The sequence below is a fragment of the Ferrimonas sediminum genome, assembly GCF_900100175.1.
In the GTDB taxonomy this organism is placed as follows: Bacteria; Pseudomonadota; Gammaproteobacteria; order Enterobacterales; family Shewanellaceae; genus Ferrimonas; species Ferrimonas sediminum.
In genome coordinates, this window is sequence record NZ_FNEM01000001.1 from 115,701 (window position 1) to 139,583 (window position 23,883).

General features: G+C 58.6%; 17 protein-coding genes. 10 read left to right on the top strand and 7 right to left on the bottom strand.

Annotated elements, in window-relative coordinates:
• The first annotated feature begins 4 nt into the window (after nucleotides 1-4).
• The 7 genes from BLT77_RS00530 to BLT77_RS00560 all read left to right on the top strand — a co-directional run bounded on the left by BLT77_RS00530 (nucleotide 5) and on the right by BLT77_RS00560 (nucleotide 12,556).
• The gene (locus BLT77_RS00530; RefSeq protein ID WP_218126885.1) at nucleotides 5-982 is read left to right on the top strand and encodes a branched-chain amino acid transaminase; all 978 of its coding nucleotides are present in this window, start codon (nucleotides 5-7) and stop codon (nucleotides 980-982) included.
• Nucleotides 983-1,007: 25 nt separating this feature from the next.
• On the top strand, nucleotides 1,008-2,843 hold the full coding sequence (gene ilvD, locus BLT77_RS00535; RefSeq protein ID WP_090360129.1) for a dihydroxy-acid dehydratase: 1,836 nt from the start codon (nucleotides 1,008-1,010) through the stop codon (nucleotides 2,841-2,843).
• Complete coding sequence (ilvA, locus tag BLT77_RS00540) at nucleotides 2,843-4,393, top strand: threonine ammonia-lyase, biosynthetic (protein WP_090360133.1); 1,551 nt, start codon at nucleotides 2,843-2,845, stop codon at nucleotides 4,391-4,393. Before ilvD ends, ilvA begins: the two co-directional genes overlap by 1 nt.
• Nucleotides 4,394-4,754: 361 nt before the next feature.
• A complete protein-coding gene (locus BLT77_RS00545; protein ID WP_176819145.1) occupies nucleotides 4,755-5,837 on the top strand; it encodes an efflux RND transporter periplasmic adaptor subunit in 1,083 nt (360 codons plus the stop codon).
• Between the two features lie 9 nt (nucleotides 5,838-5,846).
• Complete coding sequence (locus BLT77_RS00550; protein ID WP_090360144.1) at nucleotides 5,847-8,918, top strand: efflux RND transporter permease subunit; 3,072 nt, start codon at nucleotides 5,847-5,849, stop codon at nucleotides 8,916-8,918.
• A 167-nt stretch (nucleotides 8,919-9,085) separates the two neighbouring features.
• The gene (locus BLT77_RS00555; RefSeq protein ID WP_176819146.1) at nucleotides 9,086-11,278 is read left to right on the top strand and encodes a TonB-dependent hemoglobin/transferrin/lactoferrin family receptor; all 2,193 of its coding nucleotides are present in this window, start codon (nucleotides 9,086-9,088) and stop codon (nucleotides 11,276-11,278) included.
• Nucleotides 11,279-11,437: 159 nt separating this feature from the next.
• The gene (locus tag BLT77_RS00560) at nucleotides 11,438-12,556 is read left to right on the top strand and encodes a pyridoxal-phosphate-dependent aminotransferase family protein (protein WP_090360152.1); all 1,119 of its coding nucleotides are present in this window, start codon (nucleotides 11,438-11,440) and stop codon (nucleotides 12,554-12,556) included.
• A gap of 57 nt (nucleotides 12,557-12,613) precedes the next feature.
• Here the strand turns inward: BLT77_RS00560 and BLT77_RS00565 are convergent, their stop codons facing one another.
• Both BLT77_RS00565 and BLT77_RS00570 read right to left on the bottom strand, forming a co-directional pair.
• Complete coding sequence (locus BLT77_RS00565; RefSeq protein ID WP_176819147.1) at nucleotides 12,614-13,543, bottom strand: alpha/beta fold hydrolase; 930 nt, start codon at nucleotides 13,541-13,543, stop codon at nucleotides 12,614-12,616.
• 53 nt (nucleotides 13,544-13,596) lie between these two features.
• A complete protein-coding gene (locus BLT77_RS00570) occupies nucleotides 13,597-13,902 on the bottom strand; it encodes a DUF1244 domain-containing protein (RefSeq protein ID WP_090360161.1) in 306 nt (101 codons plus the stop codon).
• Nucleotides 13,903-14,061: 159 nt separating this feature from the next.
• On the opposite strand from BLT77_RS00570, the gene BLT77_RS00575 reads away from it, so the two are divergent.
• Nucleotides 14,062-14,904, top strand: coding sequence for an alpha/beta fold hydrolase (locus tag BLT77_RS00575; protein ID WP_176819148.1), 843 nt, complete (start codon nucleotides 14,062-14,064; stop codon nucleotides 14,902-14,904).
• 45 nt (nucleotides 14,905-14,949) lie between these two features.
• Here the strand turns inward: BLT77_RS00575 and BLT77_RS00580 are convergent, their stop codons facing one another.
• Nucleotides 14,950-16,704: a DUF885 domain-containing protein gene (locus tag BLT77_RS00580; RefSeq protein ID WP_090360170.1), complete on the bottom strand. Its 1,755-nt coding sequence runs from the start codon at nucleotides 16,702-16,704 to the stop codon at nucleotides 14,950-14,952.
• A gap of 139 nt (nucleotides 16,705-16,843) precedes the next feature.
• On the opposite strand from BLT77_RS00580, the gene add reads away from it, so the two are divergent.
• Entirely contained in the window at nucleotides 16,844-17,848 is a 1,005-nt protein-coding gene (gene add, locus BLT77_RS00585) for an adenosine deaminase (protein ID WP_090360175.1), read from the top strand.
• A gap of 59 nt (nucleotides 17,849-17,907) precedes the next feature.
• Here add and hemN read toward each other — a convergent pair whose 3' ends face one another.
• The 4 genes from hemN to BLT77_RS00605 form a co-directional block, all read right to left on the bottom strand.
• A complete protein-coding gene (gene hemN, locus BLT77_RS00590; protein ID WP_090360178.1) occupies nucleotides 17,908-19,278 on the bottom strand; it encodes an oxygen-independent coproporphyrinogen III oxidase in 1,371 nt (456 codons plus the stop codon).
• A gap of 554 nt (nucleotides 19,279-19,832) precedes the next feature.
• A complete protein-coding gene (yihI, locus tag BLT77_RS00595; RefSeq protein ID WP_090360182.1) occupies nucleotides 19,833-20,363 on the bottom strand; it encodes a Der GTPase-activating protein YihI in 531 nt (176 codons plus the stop codon).
• A 38-nt stretch (nucleotides 20,364-20,401) separates the two neighbouring features.
• Nucleotides 20,402-21,037, bottom strand: coding sequence for a class I SAM-dependent methyltransferase (locus tag BLT77_RS00600; protein ID WP_090360186.1), 636 nt, complete (start codon nucleotides 21,035-21,037; stop codon nucleotides 20,402-20,404).
• A 781-nt stretch (nucleotides 21,038-21,818) separates the two neighbouring features.
• Nucleotides 21,819-22,448, bottom strand: coding sequence for a c-type cytochrome (locus tag BLT77_RS00605; protein ID WP_090360190.1), 630 nt, complete (start codon nucleotides 22,446-22,448; stop codon nucleotides 21,819-21,821).
• A gap of 171 nt (nucleotides 22,449-22,619) precedes the next feature.
• On the opposite strand from BLT77_RS00605, the gene yihA reads away from it, so the two are divergent.
• Complete coding sequence (gene yihA / locus BLT77_RS00610; RefSeq protein ID WP_090360194.1) at nucleotides 22,620-23,237, top strand: ribosome biogenesis GTP-binding protein YihA/YsxC; 618 nt, start codon at nucleotides 22,620-22,622, stop codon at nucleotides 23,235-23,237.
• Nucleotides 23,238-23,883 lie beyond the last annotated feature (646 nt).

Genomic DNA, 23,883 nt, shown 5'->3' on the forward strand with positions numbered 1-23,883 from the left:
GTAGATTGTGAGCCAAGCGGACTTTATCTGGTTTAACGGCAAAATGATGCCCTGGCAAGACGCCCAGGTGCACGTATTAAGCCATGCCCTGCATTACGGATCCTCGGTGTTTGAGGGGATTCGAGCCTATCACACCCCGAAAGGGCCGGCGGTGTTCCGCCTGAAGGAGCACATTCAACGTCTGTATGACTCTGCCAAGATCTACCGCATGCCGATCCCCTTTGCCCCGGCGGAACTCGAGCAGGCCTGCCGCGACACCATCAACGACAATGGCCTCGACAGTGCCTACATTCGGCCGCTGGCCTTCTATGGCAATGTCGGCCTCGGCGTCAATGTACCGCCGGGATCCCAGGCCGAGGTGATCGTCGCTTCCTTCCCCTGGGGTGCCTACCTCGGTGAGGAAGCCAGTCAGGAAGGAGTGGATGTGTGCGTCTCCTCCTGGAGCCGATTGGCGCCGAACACCATGCCAACGGCGGCGAAAGCAGGGGGGAATTACCTGTCTTCCCAGTTAATCTCCGGCGAGGCCAAGCGCCACGGTTACGCCGAGGGCATCGCCCTGGACGTCAATGGCCAGATCTCCGAAGGTGCCGGTGAGAACCTGTTCGTGGTGAAAAACGGTGTGCTGATCACTCCACCGGTGACCGCCGCCATTCTGCCGGGTATTACCCGGGACACCATCATGACCCTGGCCCGGGATGCCGGCTACCAGGTGAAAGAGGAAGCGCTGGCGCGGGAAGCCCTGTACCTGGCCGATGAGGTGTTTATGACCGGTACCGCCGCCGAGATCGTGCCGGTGCGCTCCGTCGATGGCATTCAGGTAGGGGAAGGCAAGCGCGGCCCGGTGACCGCCGATCTGCAGGCCGCCTTCTTTGGTCTGTTCTCCGGCATTACCGAAGATAAGTGGGGCTGGCTGGATTACGTCAGCGAAGAAGCGGAAAACAAGCAGGAATTTGCCGCCTGCACCACGGCCAAAGTGCTGTAATACCAAATAGTTGTAAGGGTTAGAGATGCCAAAATTGCGATCGGCGACCTCCACTGCGGGGCGAAATATGGCGGGCGCGCGCGCCCTGTGGCGGGCCACCGGGATGACGGATCAGGATTTTGGCAAGCCGATTATTGCGGTCGCCAACTCCTTTACCCAGTTCGTTCCCGGGCATGTGCACCTGAAAGATATGGGGCAGCTGGTGGCCGGTGCCATCGAAGCCGCCGGTGGTGTGGCCAAAGAGTTTAATACCATTGCCGTGGACGATGGCATCGCCATGGGCCACGGCGGCATGCTGTATTCACTGCCGAGCCGTGAGCTGATTGCCGACAGCGTCGAATACATGGTTAATGCCCACTGCGCCGACGCGCTGGTGTGCATCTCCAACTGCGATAAGATCACCCCCGGCATGCTGATGGCTTCGTTACGCCTCAATATTCCGGTCATCTTTGTCTCCGGCGGACCGATGGAGGCCGGCAAGACCAAGCTGTCGGATCAGATCATCAAACTGGATTTGGTGGACGCCATGGTGCAGGCCGCCGATCCCAATGTGTCCGACGAGCAGGCGGAGCAGGTTGAGCGCAGTGCCTGTCCGACTTGTGGCTCCTGTTCCGGCATGTTTACTGCCAACTCGATGAACTGCCTGGTGGAGGCGCTGGGACTGGCGTTGCCCGGTAACGGCTCGATGCTGGCCACCCACGCCGACCGTAAACAGCTGTTTCTTGACGCCGGTTCCCGCATCGTCGAGTTGGCCAATCGCTGGTATCAGCATGATGACGCCACCGCCCTGCCTCGGGGCATCGCCACCAAGACCGCCTTCGCCAATGCCATGGCCCTGGACATCGCCATGGGCGGGTCTACCAATACGGTCTTACACCTGTTGGCGGCGGCGCAGGAGGCGGAGGTGGACTTTACCATGGCCGATATGGATGCCCTGTCCAGACGGGTGCCGCAGCTGTGTAAGGTGGCGCCTTCGACTCCGGAATACCACATGGAAGACGTGCATCGCGCTGGTGGGGTGATGGGGCTGCTGGCCGAGCTGGCTCGTGGCGATCTCATCGACACCCAGGTGCCCCATGTGGCCGGCGACAGCCTGGCGGAGGTGCTGCAGCGATTTGATATCGCCTTGGCACCGTCGTCTCAGGTGGCCGACTTTTATCGCGCCGGTCCGGCGGGCATTCGTACCACCCAGGCGTTTTCACAGCAGTGTCGCTGGCCGACGCTGGACGCCGACCGGGAAGGTGGCTGCATTCGCGACGTCGACCATGCTTATTCCGAAGAGGGCGGACTGGCGGTGCTCAGTGGCAACATGGCGCCGAAAGGCTGCATCGTAAAGACCGCCGGCGTGCCGGACAACTGCCTGACCTTCCGGGGCCCGGCCCGAGTGTTTGAAAGCCAGGACGCGGCGGTGGCCGGCATCCTCGACGGTGAGGTTCAGGCCGGCGAGGTGGTGGTGATCCGCTATGAGGGTCCAAAAGGGGGCCCGGGGATGCAGGAGATGCTGTACCCCACCAGTTACCTGAAATCCATGGGGCTCGGTCAACAGTGTGCCCTGATCACCGACGGTCGTTTCTCCGGTGGAACGTCCGGGCTGTCCATCGGCCACGTGTCGCCGGAGGCCGCCAGTGGCGGCGTCATCGCTTTGATTGAAAATGGCGACACCATCGACATCGACATCCCTAACCGCCGCATCGAGCTGCTGGTGGAGTCGACGCAACTGGCCACCCGCGCCGAAGGGTGCGCGTATCAGCCCGAGGGCCGCACCCGAGCGGTCAGTCCGGCCCTGAAAGCCTATGCCATGCTGGCCACCAGCGCCGATCAGGGTGCGGTTCGGGATCTGGCCAAACTGGAGTCACTGTAATGGTGGCCCTGGTGAAGCCGCAGCCGCAGGATCTGGCCCAGTTCTACCTGAGGCAGATCCTGATGGCACCGGTTTACGACGTCGCCCGGGTCACCAGTCTGGATCCCCTGGCCAAGTTGTCGCAGCGTCTGGGGGCCGAGGTGTGGCTGAAGCGGGAAGATCAGCAACCGGTGCACTCGTTTAAGCTGCGGGGCGCCTACAACTGCATCAGCCAGCTGTCGGCGTCGCAACGTCAGGCTGGGGTGGTGGCCGCTTCGGCGGGCAACCACGCCCAGGGGGTGGCACTGTCGGCCAGTCAGCTGGGGATTCGGGCGGTGATCGTGATGCCGGCCACGACCCCGGACATCAAGGTGGACGCCGTGCGTCGCCATGGCGGTGATGTGGTGCTGCATGGCGACAATTTTGACAGCGCCTATCACCATGCCCGTCAGTTGGCGGAGCAGCAGGGGTTGACCCTGATTCCACCGTTTGACGATGCGGCGGTGATCGCCGGCCAGGGCACCATTGGCCAGGAGTTGCTGCAGCAGCAGCGGCACCTGGACGCCATCTTTGTGCCGGTGGGCGGCGGCGGCCTGATTGCCGGCGTGGCGGCCTACATCAAGGCGCTGGCGCCACAGATCAAGGTGATCGGCGTCGAGCCGGAAGACGCGGCCTGCCTGAAGGCCGCGTTGGAGGCGGATCGGCCGGTGACCCTGGATCGGGTTGGGCTGTTCGCCGACGGGGTGGCGGTGAAGCGTATCGGAGAGGCGCCGTTTGCGGTTGCCCGCCAATGTGTGGATGAGGTGATCACCGTATCGTCCGATGAGATCTGCGCCGCGGTGAAGGACATCTTCGAGGATACCCGTGCCATTGCCGAACCGGCCGGTGCCCTGGCGCTGGCGGGATTGAAGCGCTACCGCGACGGCCGTCGCGACCAACAGAAGCTGGCGGCCATCCTGTCCGGTGCCAATGTGAATTTTCACAGCCTGCGCTATGTGTCGGAGCGGTGTGAATTGGGTGAAGGCAAGGAGGCGGTGTTGGCCGTGACCATTGCGGAACAGAAAGGCAGCTTCCTGCGTTTCTGCCAGTTGCTGGGTCAACGCTCCATTACCGAATTCAACTACCGCCTCGCCAGCCGGGACAGTGCCAACATCTTTGTTGGTTTGCGGCTGAAGCAGCAGAGTGAGCTGGAGACCATCAGCGCCTTGCTGACTGAGAACGGCTACCCCCATGAGGATCTGTCGGCAGACGAAACCGCCAAACTGCATGTGCGTTACATGGTGGGAGGGCAGCCGATTCCGCCGGTGAAAGAGCGCTTGTTTCATGTCACCTTTCCCGAGCACCCCGGTGCCTTGCTGCAGTTTCTGATTCGTCTGGGTCAGCGTTGGAACATCTCCCTGTTCCATTACCGCAACCACGGAGCCGCCTACGGTCGGGTGTTGATGGGGCTGGAGTGTCCTGTTGGTGCAGAAATCGAAATGCAGCAGTTCGTAGCCCAGTTACCGCTGGAGTGCCGCGATGTGACAGATAGCCCCTCTTACCGCTACTTCCTCAGCAGTCGCCACGATTGATCCACAGCACTTACTCACCGCGGCCGCCCGGCCGCGGTTGCCGCCGCCCCTGTGCGGCGGAATGTCGATGCTCGACTCAGGCTGTCAATGGCCGCCAATCGAACCGAAATTCCACCGCGTTTCCATTCGGTTTGCTCTACCTTTAGTGGAGCAAACCCGGACTAACTGACTTCAAAACAGAGGTTTCTTTACAGTAAACACCAAAACTTACATTTTGCACAGTAGACATACATGCACGTATGTCTGTAAACTGCCGGCAATAAAATTGGGGTCTCTCTAATCGAGACTGGGTTTAGTCACCCTCTAAGAATCAAGCTTCTGCAGCGCCTTTTCCCAGGGCCTGCAGATGGGGAGAGCGGGAATGTTCAAACGTTTTGCAGTGGTACTCGGAGGCCTGCTGGTGATTCTGGCGGTCATCGGTGGAATTAAATTCAAGCAGGTTCAGGAAGGTATGGCCAAGTTGGCCAACTTTGCGCCACCGCCGGCGACGGTGTCGGTGGTGGAGGCCAAGGCGGTCCAGTGGCGGCCTCAGGTGGCCAGTGTCGGCACCCTGAACGCCATTGAGGGCATCGAGCTGGCGACAGAGGTGTCCGGCCTGATCGACGGCATCTTCTTTAAGAGTGGCCAGCAGGTCAAAGCAGGACAGTTGCTGTTGACTCTGAACGATGATGTGGAAGTGGCCAGCCTGGCCGCCTATCAGGCCCAGGCAGAGTTGGCGCAGATCAAATTCAAGCGTAACGAAGGGTTGTTCCGCGACAACAACATCTCGGAGACCGACTTCGATCAGTCCAGTGCCGACCTCAAGGTCGCCAACGCCAATGTCGAGCAGACCAAGGCCAGCATCGCCAAGAAAAACATCAAGGCGCCGTTCAGTGGGGTGCTGGGGATTCGCAAGTTCAGCTTGGGTCAGTACATCAGTAGCGGCGATGCCCTGGTGACTCTGCAGGACACCCGCTCCCTGTACGCGGATTTTTCCGTGCCGGAGCAGTACCTGCCTAAGCTCTACACCGGTCAGGACGTGATTTTCCATGCCAGCTCGGCGCCGGAGACGGAGTTTCACGGCAAGGTGATTGCCGTCGAAGCCAAGGTGGATGAGAACACCCGTAACATCGCCATTCGCGCCGAAGTGCCCAACGACAGCGGTGAGCTGCATCCGGGCATGTACGCCGACATCCGTTTGCTGATGAAAGAGACCATCAGCCCCATCGTGTTGCCCAGTACTGCCATCTCCTACAGCCCGTTTGGTGATGCGGTCTTCGTGGTGGAGAAAGATGACCAGGGGAACGATGTCGCCCGTCGTATCTATGTGCAGGTGGGTGAGCAGCGCGGTGACGGTGTCGCCATTCTCAGTGGCCTGGAACAGGGCATGATGGTGGTGAATGCCGGCATCACCAAACTGGAAAACGGTACTCAGGTAATCATCTCTGATGCCGTCCAGCTGTAAGGGTTTTCAATGAAATTTACTGACGTATTTATTCGGCGTCCGGTACTGGCCATTGTCCTCAACTTGCTGTTGTTGGTCTTTGGTGCCCGGGCGTACATGGATCTGCAGGTTCGGCAATACCCGGACATGGAGATTGGCCAGATCGATGTCACCACCGTGTATCCCGGTGCCAACGCCGAACTGGTGCAAGGGTTTGTGACCCAGCCGATTCAGGAGGCGATCTCTTCGGCCGAGGGCATCGACTATGTCACCGCCAGCTCCAGTGCCGGCGTGTCCACCATCTCGGTGTTCCTCAACCTGGGTTATGATGCCAACACCGCCATGGCGGAGATGCTGACCAAGCTGAATGAGGTGTCCGGACGCTTGCCCGAGAGCATTGACGACCCGGTACTGGCCAAGAGCACCGCCGGTGGCGGCGCCATCATGTACCTGGCCTATTTCAGTGAGACGATGTCCGGTGTGGAGATCACCGACTACCTGAAGCGCGTGGTGCAGCCAAAGCTGACCGAAGTGGAAGGGGTGGCTGAAGCCCAGCTTTATGGGGAGAAAGAGTTTTCCATGCGCATCTGGCTGGATCCGGTACGGATGCAGGCTAACGGTGTCACCAGCGGTGACATTAACAGTGCGCTGAATCAGAACAACTTCCAGTCCGCGGCCGGTGAGGTGCGCGACAGCTACACCGTAACCTCGGTGCGGGCGTCGACCTCGCTGCAGGATGAGGCCTCTTTCGGCAACATCACCGTCAAGAGCGACGGCAATGCGGTGGTGCGATTGCGGGATGTGGCCCGGGTCGAGCTGGCGCCGAAATCCGATAAGGTGTACGGCATGTATAAAGGCACGCCAGCCATCTTTGTGGGCATCACCACCACCCCGGACGCCAACTCCCTGGATGTGGCCAAAGGGGTGCATGCGGTATTGCCGGAGATCGAGCGCAACCTGCCCGATGGCCTGAGCCAGGTGATGAATCACGATTCCACCGAGTTCATTCAGGAGTCCATCGACGAGGTGTTGGTGACCCTGGTGGAAGCCGTGGTGATCGTGGTACTGGTGGTGTTCCTGTTCCTGGGGTCTCTGCGCAGTGTGATGATTCCCATCATTACCGTCCCGTTGTCGTTGATCGGCGTCGGTCTGTTTATGATGGGCCTGGGTTTCTCGATTAACCTGCTGACTTTGCTGGCATTGGTAATGGCCATCTCCCTGGTGGTGGATGACGCCATCGTCGTGGTGGAGAACGTCCACCGTCACATCGAAGAGGGGCTGTCCCCGGTTCGGGCGGCGGTAGTTGGTGCCCGCGAGATTGCCATGCCGGTGATCGCCATGACCATTACCCTGGCGGCGGTGTACGCCCCCATCGGCTTCATGGGCGGACTGACCGGCTCGCTGTTTACCGAGTTTGCCTTTACCCTGGCCGGCGCGGTGTTGATCTCCGGATTCATCGCCCTGACCCTGTCTCCGATGATGAGCAGCAAGTTGCTGAATAAAGAGGATTTGCATAAGCCGTTTCCTCAGTACCTGGATCGCCTGTTTGCCAGGGTGAAAGACAAGTACCAGGCAATCCTGGTGCAGGTGGTAGGCCACTACAAGGCCGCCATTGCCACCGGTGCGGTGCTGCTGTTTGCCGCCATTGGGGTGATGTTCATGATGACCCAGTCAGAGCTGGCCCCGGACGAGGATCAGGGCTACATCTTCAACATCGCCAACGGCCCAGATAACGGCAGCGTGCACTACAGCGCCGCCTATGGACGTCAGTTCACCGATATGGTGTCGCAGTACCCTGAATACCGGATGGCGCTGGTGTTTGCCGGTTACCCCAGTGAAAGTGGCTTTATGTCGGTGGTGGCGCTCAAGCCCTGGAGTCAGCGGGTTCGCAGCCAGATGGAGATTCAGCCTCAGATGCAGCAGGATGCCAAGCGCATCGCTGGCCTCGAGGTGTTCAGCATCAACCCGCCGGCTTTGCCCGGGGTGGCCTCCGGACTGCCGGTGAACTTTGTGGTGACCACCACGGCGGATCACGCCACCTTGTATGAGGTGATGAACAAGCTGAAGCAGGAGGCGGAAGCCAGCGGCCTGTTTATGGTGGTCAACAATACACTGAAGATCAGCAAGCCCCAGGTGCACATTCAGATCGACCGTGAAAAAGCCGGCCAGCTCGGCATCTCGATGCAGACCATCGGCAGTGTGCTGTCCACCCAGTTGGGGGACTTCCGTACCAACTATTTCGACATTCAGGGCCGCAGCTATGAGGTGATTCCTCAGGCGGATGCGCCGTTCCGCTCGACCGCCGACCGCATCGCCGATCTGTATGTATCCAGCAGCACCGGTGAGTCGATTCCGCTGTCCACCGTGGTGAAGGTCAGCAATGAGGTGATCCCCAATGCCCTGACCCAGTTCCAGCAGTTGAACTCCGCCACCCTGGAGGCGATGCCGATGCCAGGGGCGGCGACCATTGCCGATGCCCACGTATTCCTCAAGGCCAAACTGCAGGAGATTGCGCCCAAGGGGTACGCCTATGACTTTGGCGGTCAGAGCCGTCAGTTTGAGACTGAAGGCAGCGCCCTGTACGTGACCTTCGCCTTGGCCCTGCTGGTGATTTTCCTGGTGCTGGCGGCGCAGTTTGAAAGCTGGCGAGACCCAGTGGTGGTGCTGGTGACCGTGCCGCTGTCGATCTTCGGCGCCATGATTCCGCTGTTTCTGGGGGCCGCCACCCTGAACATCTACACCCAGGTGGGTTTGATCACTCTGGTGGGGCTGATCTCCAAGCACGGCATCCTGATTGTGGAGTTTGCCAACCAACTGCAGCGGGAAGGACGGGATAAGGCCCAGGCGGTGATCGAATCTGCTGCCCTGCGTCTGCGACCTATCCTGATGACCACCGCCGCCATGGTCTTGGGCGTCATGCCCCTGGTATTGGCGACCGGAGCCGGCGCGGTATCCCGGTTTAACATTGGCCTGGTGATCACCGTCGGATTGTCGGTGGGCACCCTGTTTACCCTGTTTGTGGTGCCGGTGATGTACGCCCTGCTGGCCAAACGCATTGATGTCGGCGAAGAGGCGGCCCTGATGCAGGAGACCCGCGCCTGAGCTGACCGACAACGAACCTGACTTTGACGAGTCCAAGCCACCCTTCGGGGTGGCTTTTTTGTGTTCGAGTGTAAATATCTGAATTTATTCCTTGATCAAATCTAAATTATAATTATTATCATTCGCATTCAAATGAATGGATGTGTCACTATTTAGGGGATTGGGAAATGTTGTTTACTCCAACGCGTTTGGCCGTAGCCGTGATGGCGGCGATCAGCACCTGTGGGGCGGTTGCCGAAGAGAGCAAGGCCACGCTGTTTGATGACGTGGTGGTCTCCGCCAGCCGTACCGGCGCTCAGAAAGCCGAAAAGGTGCCAGCCGCCATGGCGGTGGTCGATGCCGAACAGATTGAAAATCAACAGATGACCACCATCTCCGATCTGGTGCGCTACGAGCCCGGTGTCGACGTTTCCGGCAGTGGCCGCTTTGGTCTGCAGGACTTCACCATTCGCGGCATCGGTGGCAACCGGGTCAAGATCATGGTGGACGGGGTGGATCAGAGCAATGGCTACGATTCCGGCACTGAGTTTATGCGGGCCGGCCGCAACTTTGTCGACATGGATACCCTCAAGCAGGTGGAGATCACCAAGAGTCCGGCGTCGACCCTGTACGGCAGTGATGCCATCGGCGGGGTGGTGGCCTTTACCACTAAGGATCCGGCCGACTATCTGGAGGCCGGTGACGACACGACCCTGTCGCTGAAAGCGGGCTATACCGGTCGTGATCAGAGCTTTGCCGAAACCGTGACCCTGGCCAACCGCAGTGGCTCCTGGGAATCGCTGTTGCTGTACACCCGCCGGGACGGCAAAGAGACCGAAACCCAGGGCAGTGTCGGTGGCATCGGAGACGACCGCACCGAGGCCGATCCCATGGACATTACTTCCAACAACGTGCTGGCCAAACTGATCTATGCCGGCAGTGAGGCTCACCGGGTGGGGATGGTGGCAGAGCGTTACGATTCCAGCACCGAAGGGGAGTTGTTGTCCCTGAACGACGGTAACCCCGGCGAACCCGGCGTCACCTACGCCAACCAGATGGCGGACGACAGCAGCACACGAACCCGCGTCGGTCTGTTCCATGACTGGGACGCCAATCTGAGCGCGTTCGATACCCTGAAATGGACCCTGGATTATCAGGACAGTGAATCGGATCAGGTGACCAGTAACTGGTATTCCTATTACCAGACCGATCGCCGCATGTCCCGTCAGTACCAGGAAACCAGTTGGCAGTTTTCTCTGGACATGGCCAAGGACCTGACCCTGGGCAGCAGCCGGCACGCCATCAGCTATGGCATGGATCTGAATCGGGAAGATCTGGAAAACCTCAATGTGACCAGCTACGCCAGCGATAAGCCGACCGACGTCAGCCGCTATGCGCCAAAGGCGGAGGCGACCACCTATGGCCTGTATCTGCAGGATGAGATTACCCTGGGCGCACTGACGCTGATTCCGGGCCTGCGTTACGACAACACCGAGATGAAACCGAATATCGACGAGTATTATCATGGTGGGGATGAGTTTAAAGATCACAACAGCGACAAGCTGACCTGGCGCCTGGGTACCCTGTATCAGCTGACGGACAAGCTGACCGGGTTCTTCAACTACGCTCAGGGCTTCCGCTCTCCGGATCTGAAAGAGATGTATTATGCAGAGGACAGCGGTCGCGGTTACGCCCTGCTGGCTAACCCGAACCTGGAAGCGGAAGAGAGCGATGCCTTTGAGCTGGGACTGCGTGGCACGTCCGAGTACGGTTCAGCGGAGCTGGTGGTGTTCTACAACCAGTACGACAACTTCATTCAACAGACTGCAGATTACAGTAATCCCGCTTACCCTTATGGCCAGTTGCAGTACAACAACGTCGATGAAGCCACCATCAAGGGGGCGGAGTTTAAGTCCCAGCTGTGGCTGGACAGCCTGCTTGGGGCCCCCGAGGGCCTGAGTCTGAATCTGTCGGTGGCTTACGCCGACGGCACCAACGATACCGAGAACCAACCACTGAACGAGGTTGCACCGCTTAATGGGGTCATCGGTCTCGCCTTCGATCAGGCCGACGGCATCTGGGGCGGGACCCTGAACTGGACTCTGGTCCAGGGCAAGGATGAGTCCGACATCGCCGAGGCTACCGATGGCTTTGGTCGGCCGACGGACTCTTACGCCACCGCCGGCTACGGTGTGGTGGACGTGACCGGTTACTATAACGTCAGCGAGGCGTTCGTCATTCGTGGTGGGGTGTTCAACCTGCTGGATAAGAAGTACATCCAGTGGAGTGATGTCGGTGGCATGGAGGCGGGGCGGACCTACATGGATCGCTTCTCCCAGCCGGGCATCAATGTGGGCATCAGCGCCACTTACGCGTTCTGATCCGGTTTGCATCATCGCTGATCAGATCCCAAGGCTGCCTGCGGGCAGCCTTTTTTGCGTTTAAAACGGCCAATTGCCTTGGTCGTATACCTTGGAAAAATAAAGCGTGCTAACGTGGGACTTTCGATATCTTTAAGGGCAACAAGCAGGAAGGTCGCCATGTCGTTTAAGCCGTTTAACCCGCCGTCACGTACTTTGATGGGCCCGGGTCCGTCCGATGTTCACCCCCAGGTGCTGCAGGCCCTGGCCAAACCCACTGTGGGTCACCTGGATCCGACCTTCATCGCCATGATGGATGAGGTCAAGGCGCTGCTGCAGTATGCGTTCCAGACCGACAACCCCTTTACCATCGCCGTGTCTGCACCGGGCAGCGCCGGCATGGAAACCTGCTTCGTCAACCTGGTGGAGCCTGGTGAAAAAGTGATCGTATGTCGCAACGGCGTGTTTGGCGAACGGATGCGTCAGAACGTCGAGCGACTGGGCGGTGAAGCGGTGGTGGTGGACGACGCCTGGGGCACCCCGGTCAGCGTGGATAAAGTGGCGGCGGCGCTGCAGCAGCATCCGGATGCCAAGTTCCTGGCGTTCGTGCACGCAGAAACCTCCACCGGGGCGCTGTCGGACGCCAAAGCCTTGTGTGACCTGGCGCAGCAGCACGATTGTTTGTCCATTGTCGATGCGGTGACCTCCTTGGGGGGGGTTGAACTCAGGGTCGATGACTGGGGCATCGACGCCATCTATTCCGGCAGCCAGAAATGCCTCTCCTGCGTCCCGGGGATCTCCCCCGTGTCCTTTTCGCCCAAGGCGGTGGCCAAGCTGGAGGCCCGGCAGACACCGGTGCCCAGCTGGTTCCTGGATCAGACGCTGGTGATGGGGTACTGGAGCGGCACCGGTAAGCGCAGTTATCACCATACGGCCCCGGTCAACAGCCTGTACGCCCTGCATGAATCCCTGCGCCTGCTCCATGAGGAGGGGCTGGAAAATGCCTGGGCCCGCCATGACCGCATGCATCAGAAGCTCAAGACTGGCCTGGAGGGCTTGGGGTTGCGCTTTGTGGTGGAGGAAGCCCACCGTCTGCCTCAGCTCAATGCGGTCTATCTGCCGGAGGGGGTCGACGATGCCGAGGTTCGTGGCCAGCTGCTGAATCGCTTCAATCTGGAGATTGGCGCCGGTCTTGGGGACCTGGCCGGTAAGGCCTGGCGCATCGGCCTGATGGGTTATGCCGCCAGAGAGGAGAACGTGACTCTGTGCCTGGGGGCATTGGAAGAGGTGCTGAATTAAGATTGATGCGCCCCACAAAAAATCCGCAGCCAGGCTGCGGATTTTTTCTTTTGGGCATCAGAAGCGTTGCAGCCAGTCAGTCAAGGCCGATAACACCCGGCGGCGGATGGTGGGGGTCTCGATCAGCAGTTCGTGACGGGCATTGGGAAGTCGCAGCAGGCTGGTGTTGGTGCTGGCGTTGACCACTGACTCCATCACCTGATTGTCGACGATGGCGTCATTACCGGCCTGCATGACCAGGGTCGGAGTGGTGATCCGCTGGGCCTGGGACCGGATGCGATCCATGGCATTAAAGGACTCCAGCATCCAATGATTGGTGGGATCCCCCAATTGAAGCTCCGGTATCTGCTGGTACAGGTCCAGAAAGTCCTGGTAGGCGTCGGCATCCTGGGTGAGCAGGTTACGCTCAAAGGGCTTGGGCTCGTAGTCGGTGCCGCCTGGAATGTAGCCGGGCTCTCCGAACAGGCGGTTCCAGCGCGCCATCATCGCCAGCACCGGTTCCAGTGCCCATCGGGGGCCGGGTAGCTGGATGCCATACATGGGGGCTGAAAATACCGCCGCATCAAAGGTATCAGGATAATGCTGAAGGTACAGACTGCCGATGGCGCCGCCCATGGAGTGGCCCACCAGGTACAGTTTTTTGGGTTTCCGTGGCAGTACCTTAGTGTCGATGAAGGTGGTCATGTCGGCGACATAATCATCGAAGCGCTCCACATGCCCCATATCGGGGTTGCGGGTCAGGCGCTCCGACAGGCCCTGGCCACGGTGATCCCAGATGTAGACATCCAGTTCCTGCTCTAACAGCGCCTTAGCCAGGCCATGGTACTTGAGGTAGCCTTCGGAACGCCCGCTGGCGATCACCACGGCTCCCCGGGCATTGGCCTGGGTCAGGGTGGCGTAGTTCAGGCGCATGCCGTCGACGCCGATAAAGTGCCCCTGGTGAGCCTGTTGCCATAACTGCGGGGAGGCCAGTGCGAGCTGAGTCATCGTCAATCCCATAAATAAAATCAGAAGGGTACGCAGCATAGCGGCCAAAATGATTACTGAGAAGCTTTGGCTTGCTGGCGTGCTTCAAATGCGGCCAACTGCTCTGGAGTGGCCTTTTGCTGGTATTTGGTTTTCCAGCTGTCATAGGACTCGCCGTAGACGATCTCCCTGGCTTGATCATAGTTGACCTCTTCGCCACGGGAGGCGGCCTCGGCCATGTACCACTTGGCCAGACAGTTGCGGCAGAAGTCCGCCAGAATCATCAGGTCGATGTTCTGCACCTCTTTGTGGTTGTCCAGGTGGCTGAGCAGGCGGCGGAAGGTGGCCGCCTCGATCTCGGTTTGGGTCTGCTTGTCCATGGGGGAAATCTCCTTGTGATGGCACTGATGGGGATCAGTGTTGCGGTTTGTGCCCCTGTCCGTCAAGGCGCGCCCGTCAGTTTAGACCTGACTTGGCTCCGAGCGCCGGGGGTAAGCGGTAGTATCCGGGGTAAGTTGTTGCTAGTCTGAATCAAACGAGTGTTTAAACCAAAAGTGGACGAGGGAGAGCAGAGGGTGCAGTTTGAACAGTTTGGCCAGGGGTCGACCCGACTGGTGTTTTGTCATGCCAATGGGTTTCCTCCGGCGACCTACCGACGGTTGTTTGCCGCCCTCGGTGGCGGCGTTGAGGCGGCGCTGCTGGCCCCGCTGACGATGCCGGTGACCGAGGCCAAACAAGGTGCGTGGTGGTTGATGGCCGAGGATCTGGCGGCCTGGTTGTCGCGACAGCCAGAGCCGGTGGTGTTGGCTGGTCACTCCATGGGAGCGGTGGTGGCCTGCCTGGCCTCCATGCAGTGTCCGGATAGGGTGGCGGGCCTGGTGATGCTGGATCCGGTGTTCCTGCCGACCCGCTGGGTGGCGCCGATGCGTCTGATGCCGAAGCGATTCAAGTTGAAGCAGCCGATGGTGGCGCGAACCCTGAGGCGGCCCTACCGGTTTGAGGACCACGCCGGGGCGTTCGAATTTCATCGCGGCAAACGGGCCTTCGCCGGCATGGATGATCAAGCGCTTGAAGATTACATCCATGCGGCTTTTGTTGCCGATGAGCAGGGGGTGTGTCTGCGTTACTCCCGTGAATGGGAAGCGCACATCTACCAGACCGCCCCCTGGATCTGGCCGCGTCTGAGCCGGCTCAAGGTGCCGACTCTGGCGATTCGGGGGGGGCGCAGCGATACGGTGACCCCGGCCAGTTGGGCCAGAATGCGGCGGTTGATGCCCGATGCCACCTTGGTGCAACTGCCGGACTGCGGTCACCTGTTGCCCATGGAGCGGCCCGATGCCGTTGCCGAGGCCATCAATGCCTGGCTCGAACGACGGTGCTGAGGCAACGGCGTTTCGATCATGCCGCCCTCGGGCGGCGTGTTGGGGTTAAAGCGACCGTTGCGCCTCTATCCACTGGTTGATCTGAATCTCCAGTTGCGCCAGCGGTAGCGAGCCATTGGCCAGCACCGCATCGTGGAACGCTCGAAGATCGAAGCGGTCTCCGAGGTTGCGTTCGGCCTGATGGCGCAGCCGCAAGATCGTCAGCTCGCCCATCTTGTACGACAGTGCCTGCCCGGGCCAGGAGATGTAACGGTCAATCTCGGTGGTGACGTTGTGCAGGGACAGGGCGGTGTTGGTGGCCATGTAATCGATGGCCTGTTGCCGGCTCCAGCCTTTGGCGTGAATGCCGGTATCCACCACCAACCGGCAGGCTCGCCACATCTCGTAGCTGAGACGACCAAAATCGGCATAGTCGTCCTCATAAAAGCCCCCTTCGACCCCCAGTTTCTCCGAATACAACCCCCAGCCTTCGCCAAAGGCACTGATGTAATGAAAGCGCCGCAGCGGATGCACCTCGCCCAGCTCCTGGTTGAGGGCGATTTGAAGGTGGTGGCCGGGGACGGCCTCATGCAGGGTCAGGGCGGGCAGGGCATACAGGGGGCGCTTGTCCAGCGCATAGGTGTTGACCCAGTAGTACCCGGGCTGATGATCGCCGCTGGGACCGGAGTAGCGGCCGGTGGTGTACTTTGGGGCGATCTCCGTCGGCACCGCCTGCACGCCATAGGGCGTGCGGGGCAGGGTGTTGAAAAATTGCGGCAGCATGGCATCGGCCCGCTTGGCCAGCCAGGCGGCTTCCCGTAGCAACTGCTCCGGGGTGTTGGCGTAGAAGCGGGGATCGGTGCGCAGGAAGTGCAGGAAGTCGGAGAAGCTGCCGTCAAACTCCAGCCTGGCGATGATGGCGTCCATCTCGGCACGAATGCGTCGCACCTCGCTCAACCCCAGTTGATGCACCTGCTCCGGGCTCATCTCCAGGGTAACAAAGTGGCGCACCCGGTTGGCGTAGTACGCCCGGCCGTCGGGCAGGTCACTGGCGCCGATGCTGCTGCGGGCGCCGGGGCGGTACTCGTTCACAAAGAACGCCAGATAGGCCCGGTAGGCGGGCAGCACCTGGTTGGCCACCGCCTCCAGACCCTGTTGCCGCAGTAAGGTGAGCTGCGTCGGGCTAAAGTCGGCTTCGCTGAGCTGTGCAAAAGGGGCGTAATAGAGGCTGTCGGTGGCGGCGTCGGGCAGGTAGGCCTGAATCGACTCTTCAAAGCCCTGCAGTACTACCTGTGGCTGGGTATAGCCCTGAGCCAGCCCGCGTCGCATCCACTGCATCTGCTGTTCAAACAGCCGTGGCAGCTCATGGAGCCGGCTCAGATAGTGTTCGGCCTCGGTGGTCGTGGTCAGTGTGGTGCCCTGGGCGATGCTGGCGATGTAGTTGTGGAAGCCGCCTTCGGCATTCAGCGGCATGGTGTGTTCGTTGAAGCGGTAGCTGTCGATGCGGTTGTGCAGAATCTCCAGGGCGATGGCCAGGTTGATGCGATTGTCGTCGGACAGCCGTTGGCGATCGATGGCATTGGCCCGCTGCAGCAGGACCAGGTTGGCCCGATAGTCCGCTTCCAGGGCGACGGCGGAGCGATCCTGCAGATGGGCGGCGGCTTGGGCATCGCCGAAGCGTTCCGCTTGTTGGGGGTCGCGACTGAGTTGCTGCTGCCAGATGTCGTCCATCAGCGGTGTGATGCGCTGATTGGCGTCCATGGGGGAGGTGGCGGCACAGCCGGTCAGCATCAGGGCGGCGCTCAAAAGCCAAATTTTCATCCGATAATCCCTATTTCCATCTTGGTTTTTTAATTATTCTTAATCCGTCAGGGACGGCGACTTCATACTAAAACCAATTTCGGCGTTTGTTAATGGGTCGGTTTGGCCGGTTAACATCCCTTTACTAAAAAGCAGACTGATGACAGACAATAGCCTTATTCTCACCGACCTGCATCGCCACCTCGATGGCTCCATGCGCCCCCACACCGTGCTTGAGCTGGCACAGAAATTCAATGTCCCTCTGCCCGCTTATGAGATGGAGACCCTGCGCCCCTACCTGCAGGTGATCGGCCGCTGTCCATCGGTGGAGGCACTGTTGGCCAAGCTGGATTACCAGGTGGCAGTGCTGGGGGATCTCGATGCCGTGCACCGCCTGGCCTATGAGAATGCCCTGGATCTGGCGGACAACGGGGTCGACTATGGGGAGTTGCGTTTTTCACCGGCCTACATGGCCGGCCCCCATGGACTGCCGATGCAGGGCGTGGTGGAAGCGGTGATTGATGGTGTGCAGGCCGGTGCCCGCGAGCGCAACATCATGATTAATCTGATCGGGATTTTGTGCCGCGGTGATGGCCCGCAGGCGTGCCAGCGTGAGCTGGAGGCGATTTTGGCCCATAAAGAACAGTTTGTGGCCTGCGATCTGGCCGGTGACGAAGAGGGCTTCCCCGGGGATCTGTTTGTGGATCACTTTAAACGGGTTCGGGATGCCTATCTGAATGTCACCATCCATGCCGGTGAGCCGGGGCCACCGTCCTCCATCTGGCAGGCGATTCGAGAGCTGGGCGCCACCCGCCTTGGCCATGCCACTACCGCGCCCCAGGACCCGGTGCTGCTGGATTACATTCGCGATCACGGCATTGGTATCGAATCCTGCCCTACGTCGAACATCCACGCCAACTCCGTCGCCGATTACGATGTTCACCCCATCCGCACTTTTGTGGAGCACGGGATCTGCGTCTGCCTGAATACCGATGATCCCGGGGTGTCCGCCAACTCGATCCCGTTTGAGTACCGAATGGCCAAGGAGCGCATCGGCCTCAGCGACGCCCAGTTGCGCCAGATTCAGATCAACGGCGCCAGGCTGGCGTTTCTCTCTGACAGCGATCGCCAGGCGTTGCTGGCAAAGAAAGCCACCCGGCAGTAGCGGCACCGCATCAAAAAAGGGGTTGCCAATGGCAACCCCTTTTTCTGTCCGGCGTCGAATCAGATGACGCGGGAGAACTGCTGCTGGCGGGCTTTGTCGCGCAGGTAGCGGTCGAAGCACATGCAGATATTGCGGATCAGCAGACGGCCCTGGCCGGTGACTTCGATGCTGGTGTCGGTCAGGCGTACCAGATCGTCCTCGATGAACGGCTTCAGCAGCTTTTCATCTTCGGCGAAGTAGTCATTGAAGTTGATGTTCCACTGGGCTTCGATGGCGGATTTGTCCAGCTTGAAGTGGCAGATCAGTTGCTTGATCACTTCGCGGCGGATGAAATCGTCGGTCTCCAGCCCACAGCCTTTGATCATGGCGTGCTCATGGGCGTCCATGGATTCGTAGTAGGCTTTCAGATCCACGGCGTTCTGGGCGTAGGCCTTGCCGATGTTGGAGATGGCCGAAGCACCCAGGCCCAGCAGATCCGCGTCCGGTTGGGTGGTGTAACCCTGGAAGTTACGGTGCAGCTGGCCCTCGTTTTGCAGGCGGGACAGTTCGTCGTCGGGCTTGGCAAAGTGGTCCATGCCGATGAACTGGTAACCGTAGCTCATCAGGGTGTTGATGCTGCTTTCCAGGATCTTCAGCTTCTGAGGTGCGGTTGGCAGATCCTCATCCTTGATCTTGCGCTGGGCGGCAAAACGATGCGGCAAGTGGGCGTAGTTAAAGACACTGAGGCGATCCGGATCCAGATCCTTGACCCGCTCCAGCGTCTTGGCAAAGCTTTCCGGAGTCTGGAATGGCAGGCCATAGATCAGGTCGATGTTGGTGGACTCAAAGCCCAGCTCGCGGGCGTGGTTGATCAGGTCGAAGATGAACTGCTCGTCCTGCTCACGGTTTACTGCTTGCTGCACCTGTTTATTGAAGTCCTGTACGCCCACGGAGATGCGGTTGAAGCCGACCTCTTTAAGTACGTCCAGGGTCTCCAGTTCGATCTCGCGGGGATCCACCTCAATGGCGAATTCACCCTCGTCGGCGAAATTGAACTTAGACTTCAGCAGTGCCGTCAGGCGGCGGATCTGTTCGTGGGTCAGGTAGGTCGGAGTACCACCGCCCCAGTGCATCTGGGTAACGGTGTAACCTTTAAACAGTTCGGCACGGGCGTTGATTTCACGCTCCAGATACTCGAGATATTGCTCCGCCTTGTGGGCGTGGCGGGTAATGATCTTGTTGCAGCCGCAGTAGTAGCACAGCTTGTGGCAAAACGGTACGTGGATGTAGAGCGACAGGTTGCTCTTGTCCGACGTAGCGATGGCTTCCCGCAGGTTCTGGTCGGTGTACCCTTCGTGGAACTCAATGGCGGTTGGGTAAGACGTGTATCGTGGGCCACTGTAGTTATATTTTTCGATTAGGGCCTGGTTCCAGCTGATTTTGTCCTGCACTGCAATCTTCTCCTGCGGTGGTAGAGTTAGGGCCTTTGCTGCGTGAACCGTCGTCACTGGCCGGAATGTTTGCGTTCCATCGGCGGTAACGTCGGGCTAGGTTTCACACCCAAGGTATGTGCATTATGCACACTTTGTAGCATCTTGCCTTTGATCCGTGACCCAAATTCAAGGATGTTGGGAAACAAAAGCTACCCACCTTAATGGTGTTGTGGTGGGCGGTTCTGTAAAGAAAAGCACATAATGAAAACAACAACGATCCCGATTGGTTCCCTGCCACTGGGCGGGAACGTGACCGCTGCCACACTGTTTTATGTTTAAACCCTTATTTAGGGGACTCTGATAAGCCTAAGCCAAAGAGGATCATAGTGGTAGTGCCGGGGAGATTACCGTCTTACACCGGAATGTGACTCTTCGATGGCCGGGACGCAGGGGGGATAGGGCGTGTTGCTGCAAAGCGTGCGTCGGCATAGGCTGTGTGGGGAGGAGCTGGTTTTCCGTCGGCAGCGCCGGGCGGGCTCACCCGTGGGGTGGGTGAGCCGCAAGGGAGACGCTCAGTCTTTGTACTGATCCAGCAGGTCGCTGCCGGATTCAAACTGATCCATCAGGTCCTCTTCGCTGTTCAGCCCCTGATCGACCTCGATGCCCAGCTGTTTCATCAGCGCTTCGATGCGATCCAGTTTGCCGTCCAGCCATTGCTGGTCATCCTGGCTCAGGGTCTCGCCCTGCTCCATGCGGTCCAGCAGCGCCAGCAGGCGCGGGTTGCTTTCCAGTTGCTCCAGCTCCTGCTCGGCTGTCAGCTTGGGCCGTACCGGAGCCGGTTGTTCCGGTTTAACGGGCTTGGTCACCGCCTTGGGCGCCGGGGCGACCAGGGAGATGGGGGTCTTGCTGCCCAGGCGTGGGTCTTTGACCACCTTAGGTTGGCCGGCCAGTGGCTTTTTCTTGCTGGCTTCATTCTGGCGAGAGCCGGCAGACTTGCCCTTACTGGACTTACGCTTGCCCTCAACGCCCGATCCTTTCTCGGATCGTGGTTGCAGTCGTGGACCGTTTACATTGGATTTTCGGGATTTCTTTTGTCGCGTCATGGGTGGTGCCTCCAGATAGGGCGGCAGGTTATACCAAATTATGCCGGTTTTTGCAGCAAGATAACGTCATTGCCGATAAATTCTATCTGCAGGTTGTCCTGTTCTGCCAGATAGCGGAAGGTCAGGCGGCTGAAAAAGCTGACGTGAGTGGGGTCATTTTTGTAGTGCCAGTTGGCAAAGGCGTCCGCATCCCGAACCAACTTGGTCATGATGCCTAAGGTGCCGCCAGGCTTCACCAGACTCAGCAGCAGTTGCCATTCGCGGCCGGGGCGGTAGAAGTGTTCGATGGCCTCGGTGCAGGTGACAAAGTCGTACTCCCGTCGCAGCGGGGCGCGATCGGGAAAGAAGTACGGGTCGTACACCGCCATCGGGTGCCCCGCCTCTTCAAACATCAGTGACAGCGTCGGGCCGGGGCCACAACCGAAATCCAGCCCCTGACTGGCCGGTGCCATCCGCTGTACCACAGGTGCCGCCAGGCGGTTGAGGAAGCGGCGATAACCCGGATCCTGCGGGGTGTTCTGATGCTGGTCGTATTGGTGCTTTTCGGCATTGGGAGGCAGCAGAGAAGCAGGATCGGCAAACACCAAGTGGCAGCGCTGACACTGGAAATAATGGCGTTTCTTGTCTTGGTGGTAATGCTGGGTGTCATTGAAATGGCAAAGCGGACAAGGCATATCGGATCCTGCGGACTGGTCTTGGCCCTAGTATATGTGCAATTGCCGTTTCAATGCATCTGCGATAAATGCGGAGCAAATAAAAAAGGCAACAGAGTCCTCTCTGTTGCCTTGAATCAGGGTGTCTGGTGACACTCTTTCATTCGGGTATTCAGGTGTTCCTTACCTGCGATGTGACTATCCCGGTCTAGATCCGTCTTCTTTTTACTGCTTCCATGCGGCTTTTTTAGTTGTTGGTCATTCCTGACGCTTTATTGGTCTTCCTGAGGTCATCCTTAACAATCATTAATGTCGACGTCCTGACGACAAACATCTTCCTGATGCGAGGTAACCATCCTTGTAAACCCTAAAGGCTTTTCCGTTTACTCAGGTTCTCCGACCTGTCTCGTCCCAGAGAGTTTCCGTTCTTTCACCCTGTCCATCGGGTGCTTTCCCATTTTTTTACAACCGACATCCTGTTGGTTGAGGTCCTCTCCTTTGGATGCCCCATACTTTACGGAGTTTGAGCTGGATCGCAACTTTTTTTTACCAAAGTGTTATGACCGCTTGTGATTGTTAACAAAGCAAAACACTGTTTTTTCTTAAGAGGGCCCCGATTATGCAGGGGATTATTCGACTTTTTAGGGTAGGCACTATGGCGAATGTCTCACAAGCGGCAGGGCAAAAGGCGCGATATCCTGACTGTGATCTGGATCCGCAATAAGCAGATGTTAAAAAGGCGAGCCCGAGCTCGCCTTGATTTCTGGTTGTGTCACCGACGGGGTTTGCGCCGCCTTGAAGGTTATTTCAGGCTGGAAACGTACTGCGACAGCAGCGCGATGTCCTCATCCTTCAGGTTTTTAGCGACACCGGACATCATGCCATTGAGATCATTATGGCGAACGCCGCTGCGGAATTTCTCCAGCTGGGCCTTGATGTAATCCGGATGCTGGCCTGCCAGACTGGGGTATCCCGCCAGGTTCATGCCTTCGCCGTTGGGGCCGTGGCAGGCGGCACAGGCGGTGATCTGACGATTGGCATCGCCGGCCATGTACAGCTGCTTGCCCGCGGAGGCGGTTTTGGCATCGACGGTGACACCGGCGGTGGAGGTCTGTGAGGCATAAAATGCCGCCACGTCTGCCATCTGCTCTTCGGTCAGCGTCATGGCCATGCCGCTCATAATGGGATCATGGCGCCCCTCTTTACCACCGGTCATGGCCGCTTGCTTTAGCTCTTGCAGCTGCTTGACCAGATAGCCTTCATGCTGACCGGCCACCTTGGGGTAGAGGCTGATCAGACTGTTGCCATCCATGCCGTGGCAGGCGATACAAGTGGTTGAGGCGACTTGCTGGCCTTTGGTGGCGTCTCCCTGGGCCTGAACAGTACCGCTGAAGACGGCGAGCACAGAAAGTGTTAGTGCTAATTTTTTCATTGTGTTCCAACTTATATTTGCGTGGCTCGTTCTTTCCCTGTCCAGCCTCGCCACGTGATAGAATGATGGAGAGGCTCGCGGTTTGTATTTTACACTAATTTGTCGATAGATCTAAAAAATCGGCACTTTGTGACCGCGAGCAAGTTTTTAACCCGCTTGTGGAGAGTGTACGTGACCGACACCGCCATCGATTTTCGTCGCGCTAAGTATATGCTCAGCGCCCCCGATATTAGTTTTTTGCCGCCGGATACCGGTGTCGAGGTGGCATTTGCCGGCCGCTCCAATGCGGGCAAGTCCAGTGCCCTGAATACCATGACCGACCAACGGGGCCTGGCGAAGACCTCCAAAACTCCGGGTCGTACTCAGATGATCAACCTGTTTGAACTGGCGGAAGATCGTCGTCTGGTGGATCTTCCGGGCTACGGCTTTGCCCAGGTGCCGTTGGAGATGAAGAAGAAGTGGCAGCACGCCTTGGCCGAGTACCTAGAGAAGCGCAACTGTCTGAAAGGGCTGGTGGTGCTGATGGATTGTCGGCATCCCCTCAAGGATCTGGATGTTAATATGATTCGCTGGGGCGTGGCGGCGGAGTTGCCGGTGCTGGTGTTGCTGACCAAGGCCGATAAGCTGAAGCAGGCCGTTAAGCAGAAGACTCTGCGGGATGTGAAGGCCAGCCTGGAGGCGATGGAGCTGGACGGCGATATCAAGGTGCAGCTGTTCTCTTCACTGAAAGGAACCGGACGTACCGAGGCGATTAAGACGGTGACGGCCTGGTTGGAACAGCCGGTGTGATGACAGAGCCACGAATGAAGAGGTGACCACGGGTCGCCTTTTTTTTCGCCCTGAAAAAGAAAAAGCCGATGATGAAATCCACCACCGGCGTGTAAAAAGCTCAATTTTGGGGAGAAGCTTTTTCAACGATAACAAGACGAGAATCAAACTGGATTGGGGCCCAATTTGACCCTTCACCGTCATAATACTCCGGTCTGAGCAAAACTTAAAGCATTTACTCTATTTCAACGGCGTAACGAATTGGTAACTTTGGTTCGAACCGGATGAAAATTTCAGAAGCAGAAAAGAAAAAACCCCGGTGACCTAAGTCACCGGGGCGCCATAAAAATTTGGCTGACCACGCGAAGTGATCGAATAAGGTTTGTTAAGATAGAACATCTTACCTCTGTACCCTACGAGCGAAAGCATAGCCAACCAGTTTCGTCAGTAAAAGATAAATTGGATTCTGGAGCAATGTTTTGTGATCCCGATCGACAAAACCCACCACTTTTTGCTGTTTTTGATCCAATAACTACATAAACAGTCATTATCTTTTTGTTCACCTTGGTGACATGTTGTCGTCATTTTTAGGGTGTTTTGTGATCTCGATTGGTTCCTGCTGCTGAAACCGCGTTTGTATCTCAAAAAAATGGCCCGTCGCTGGGAG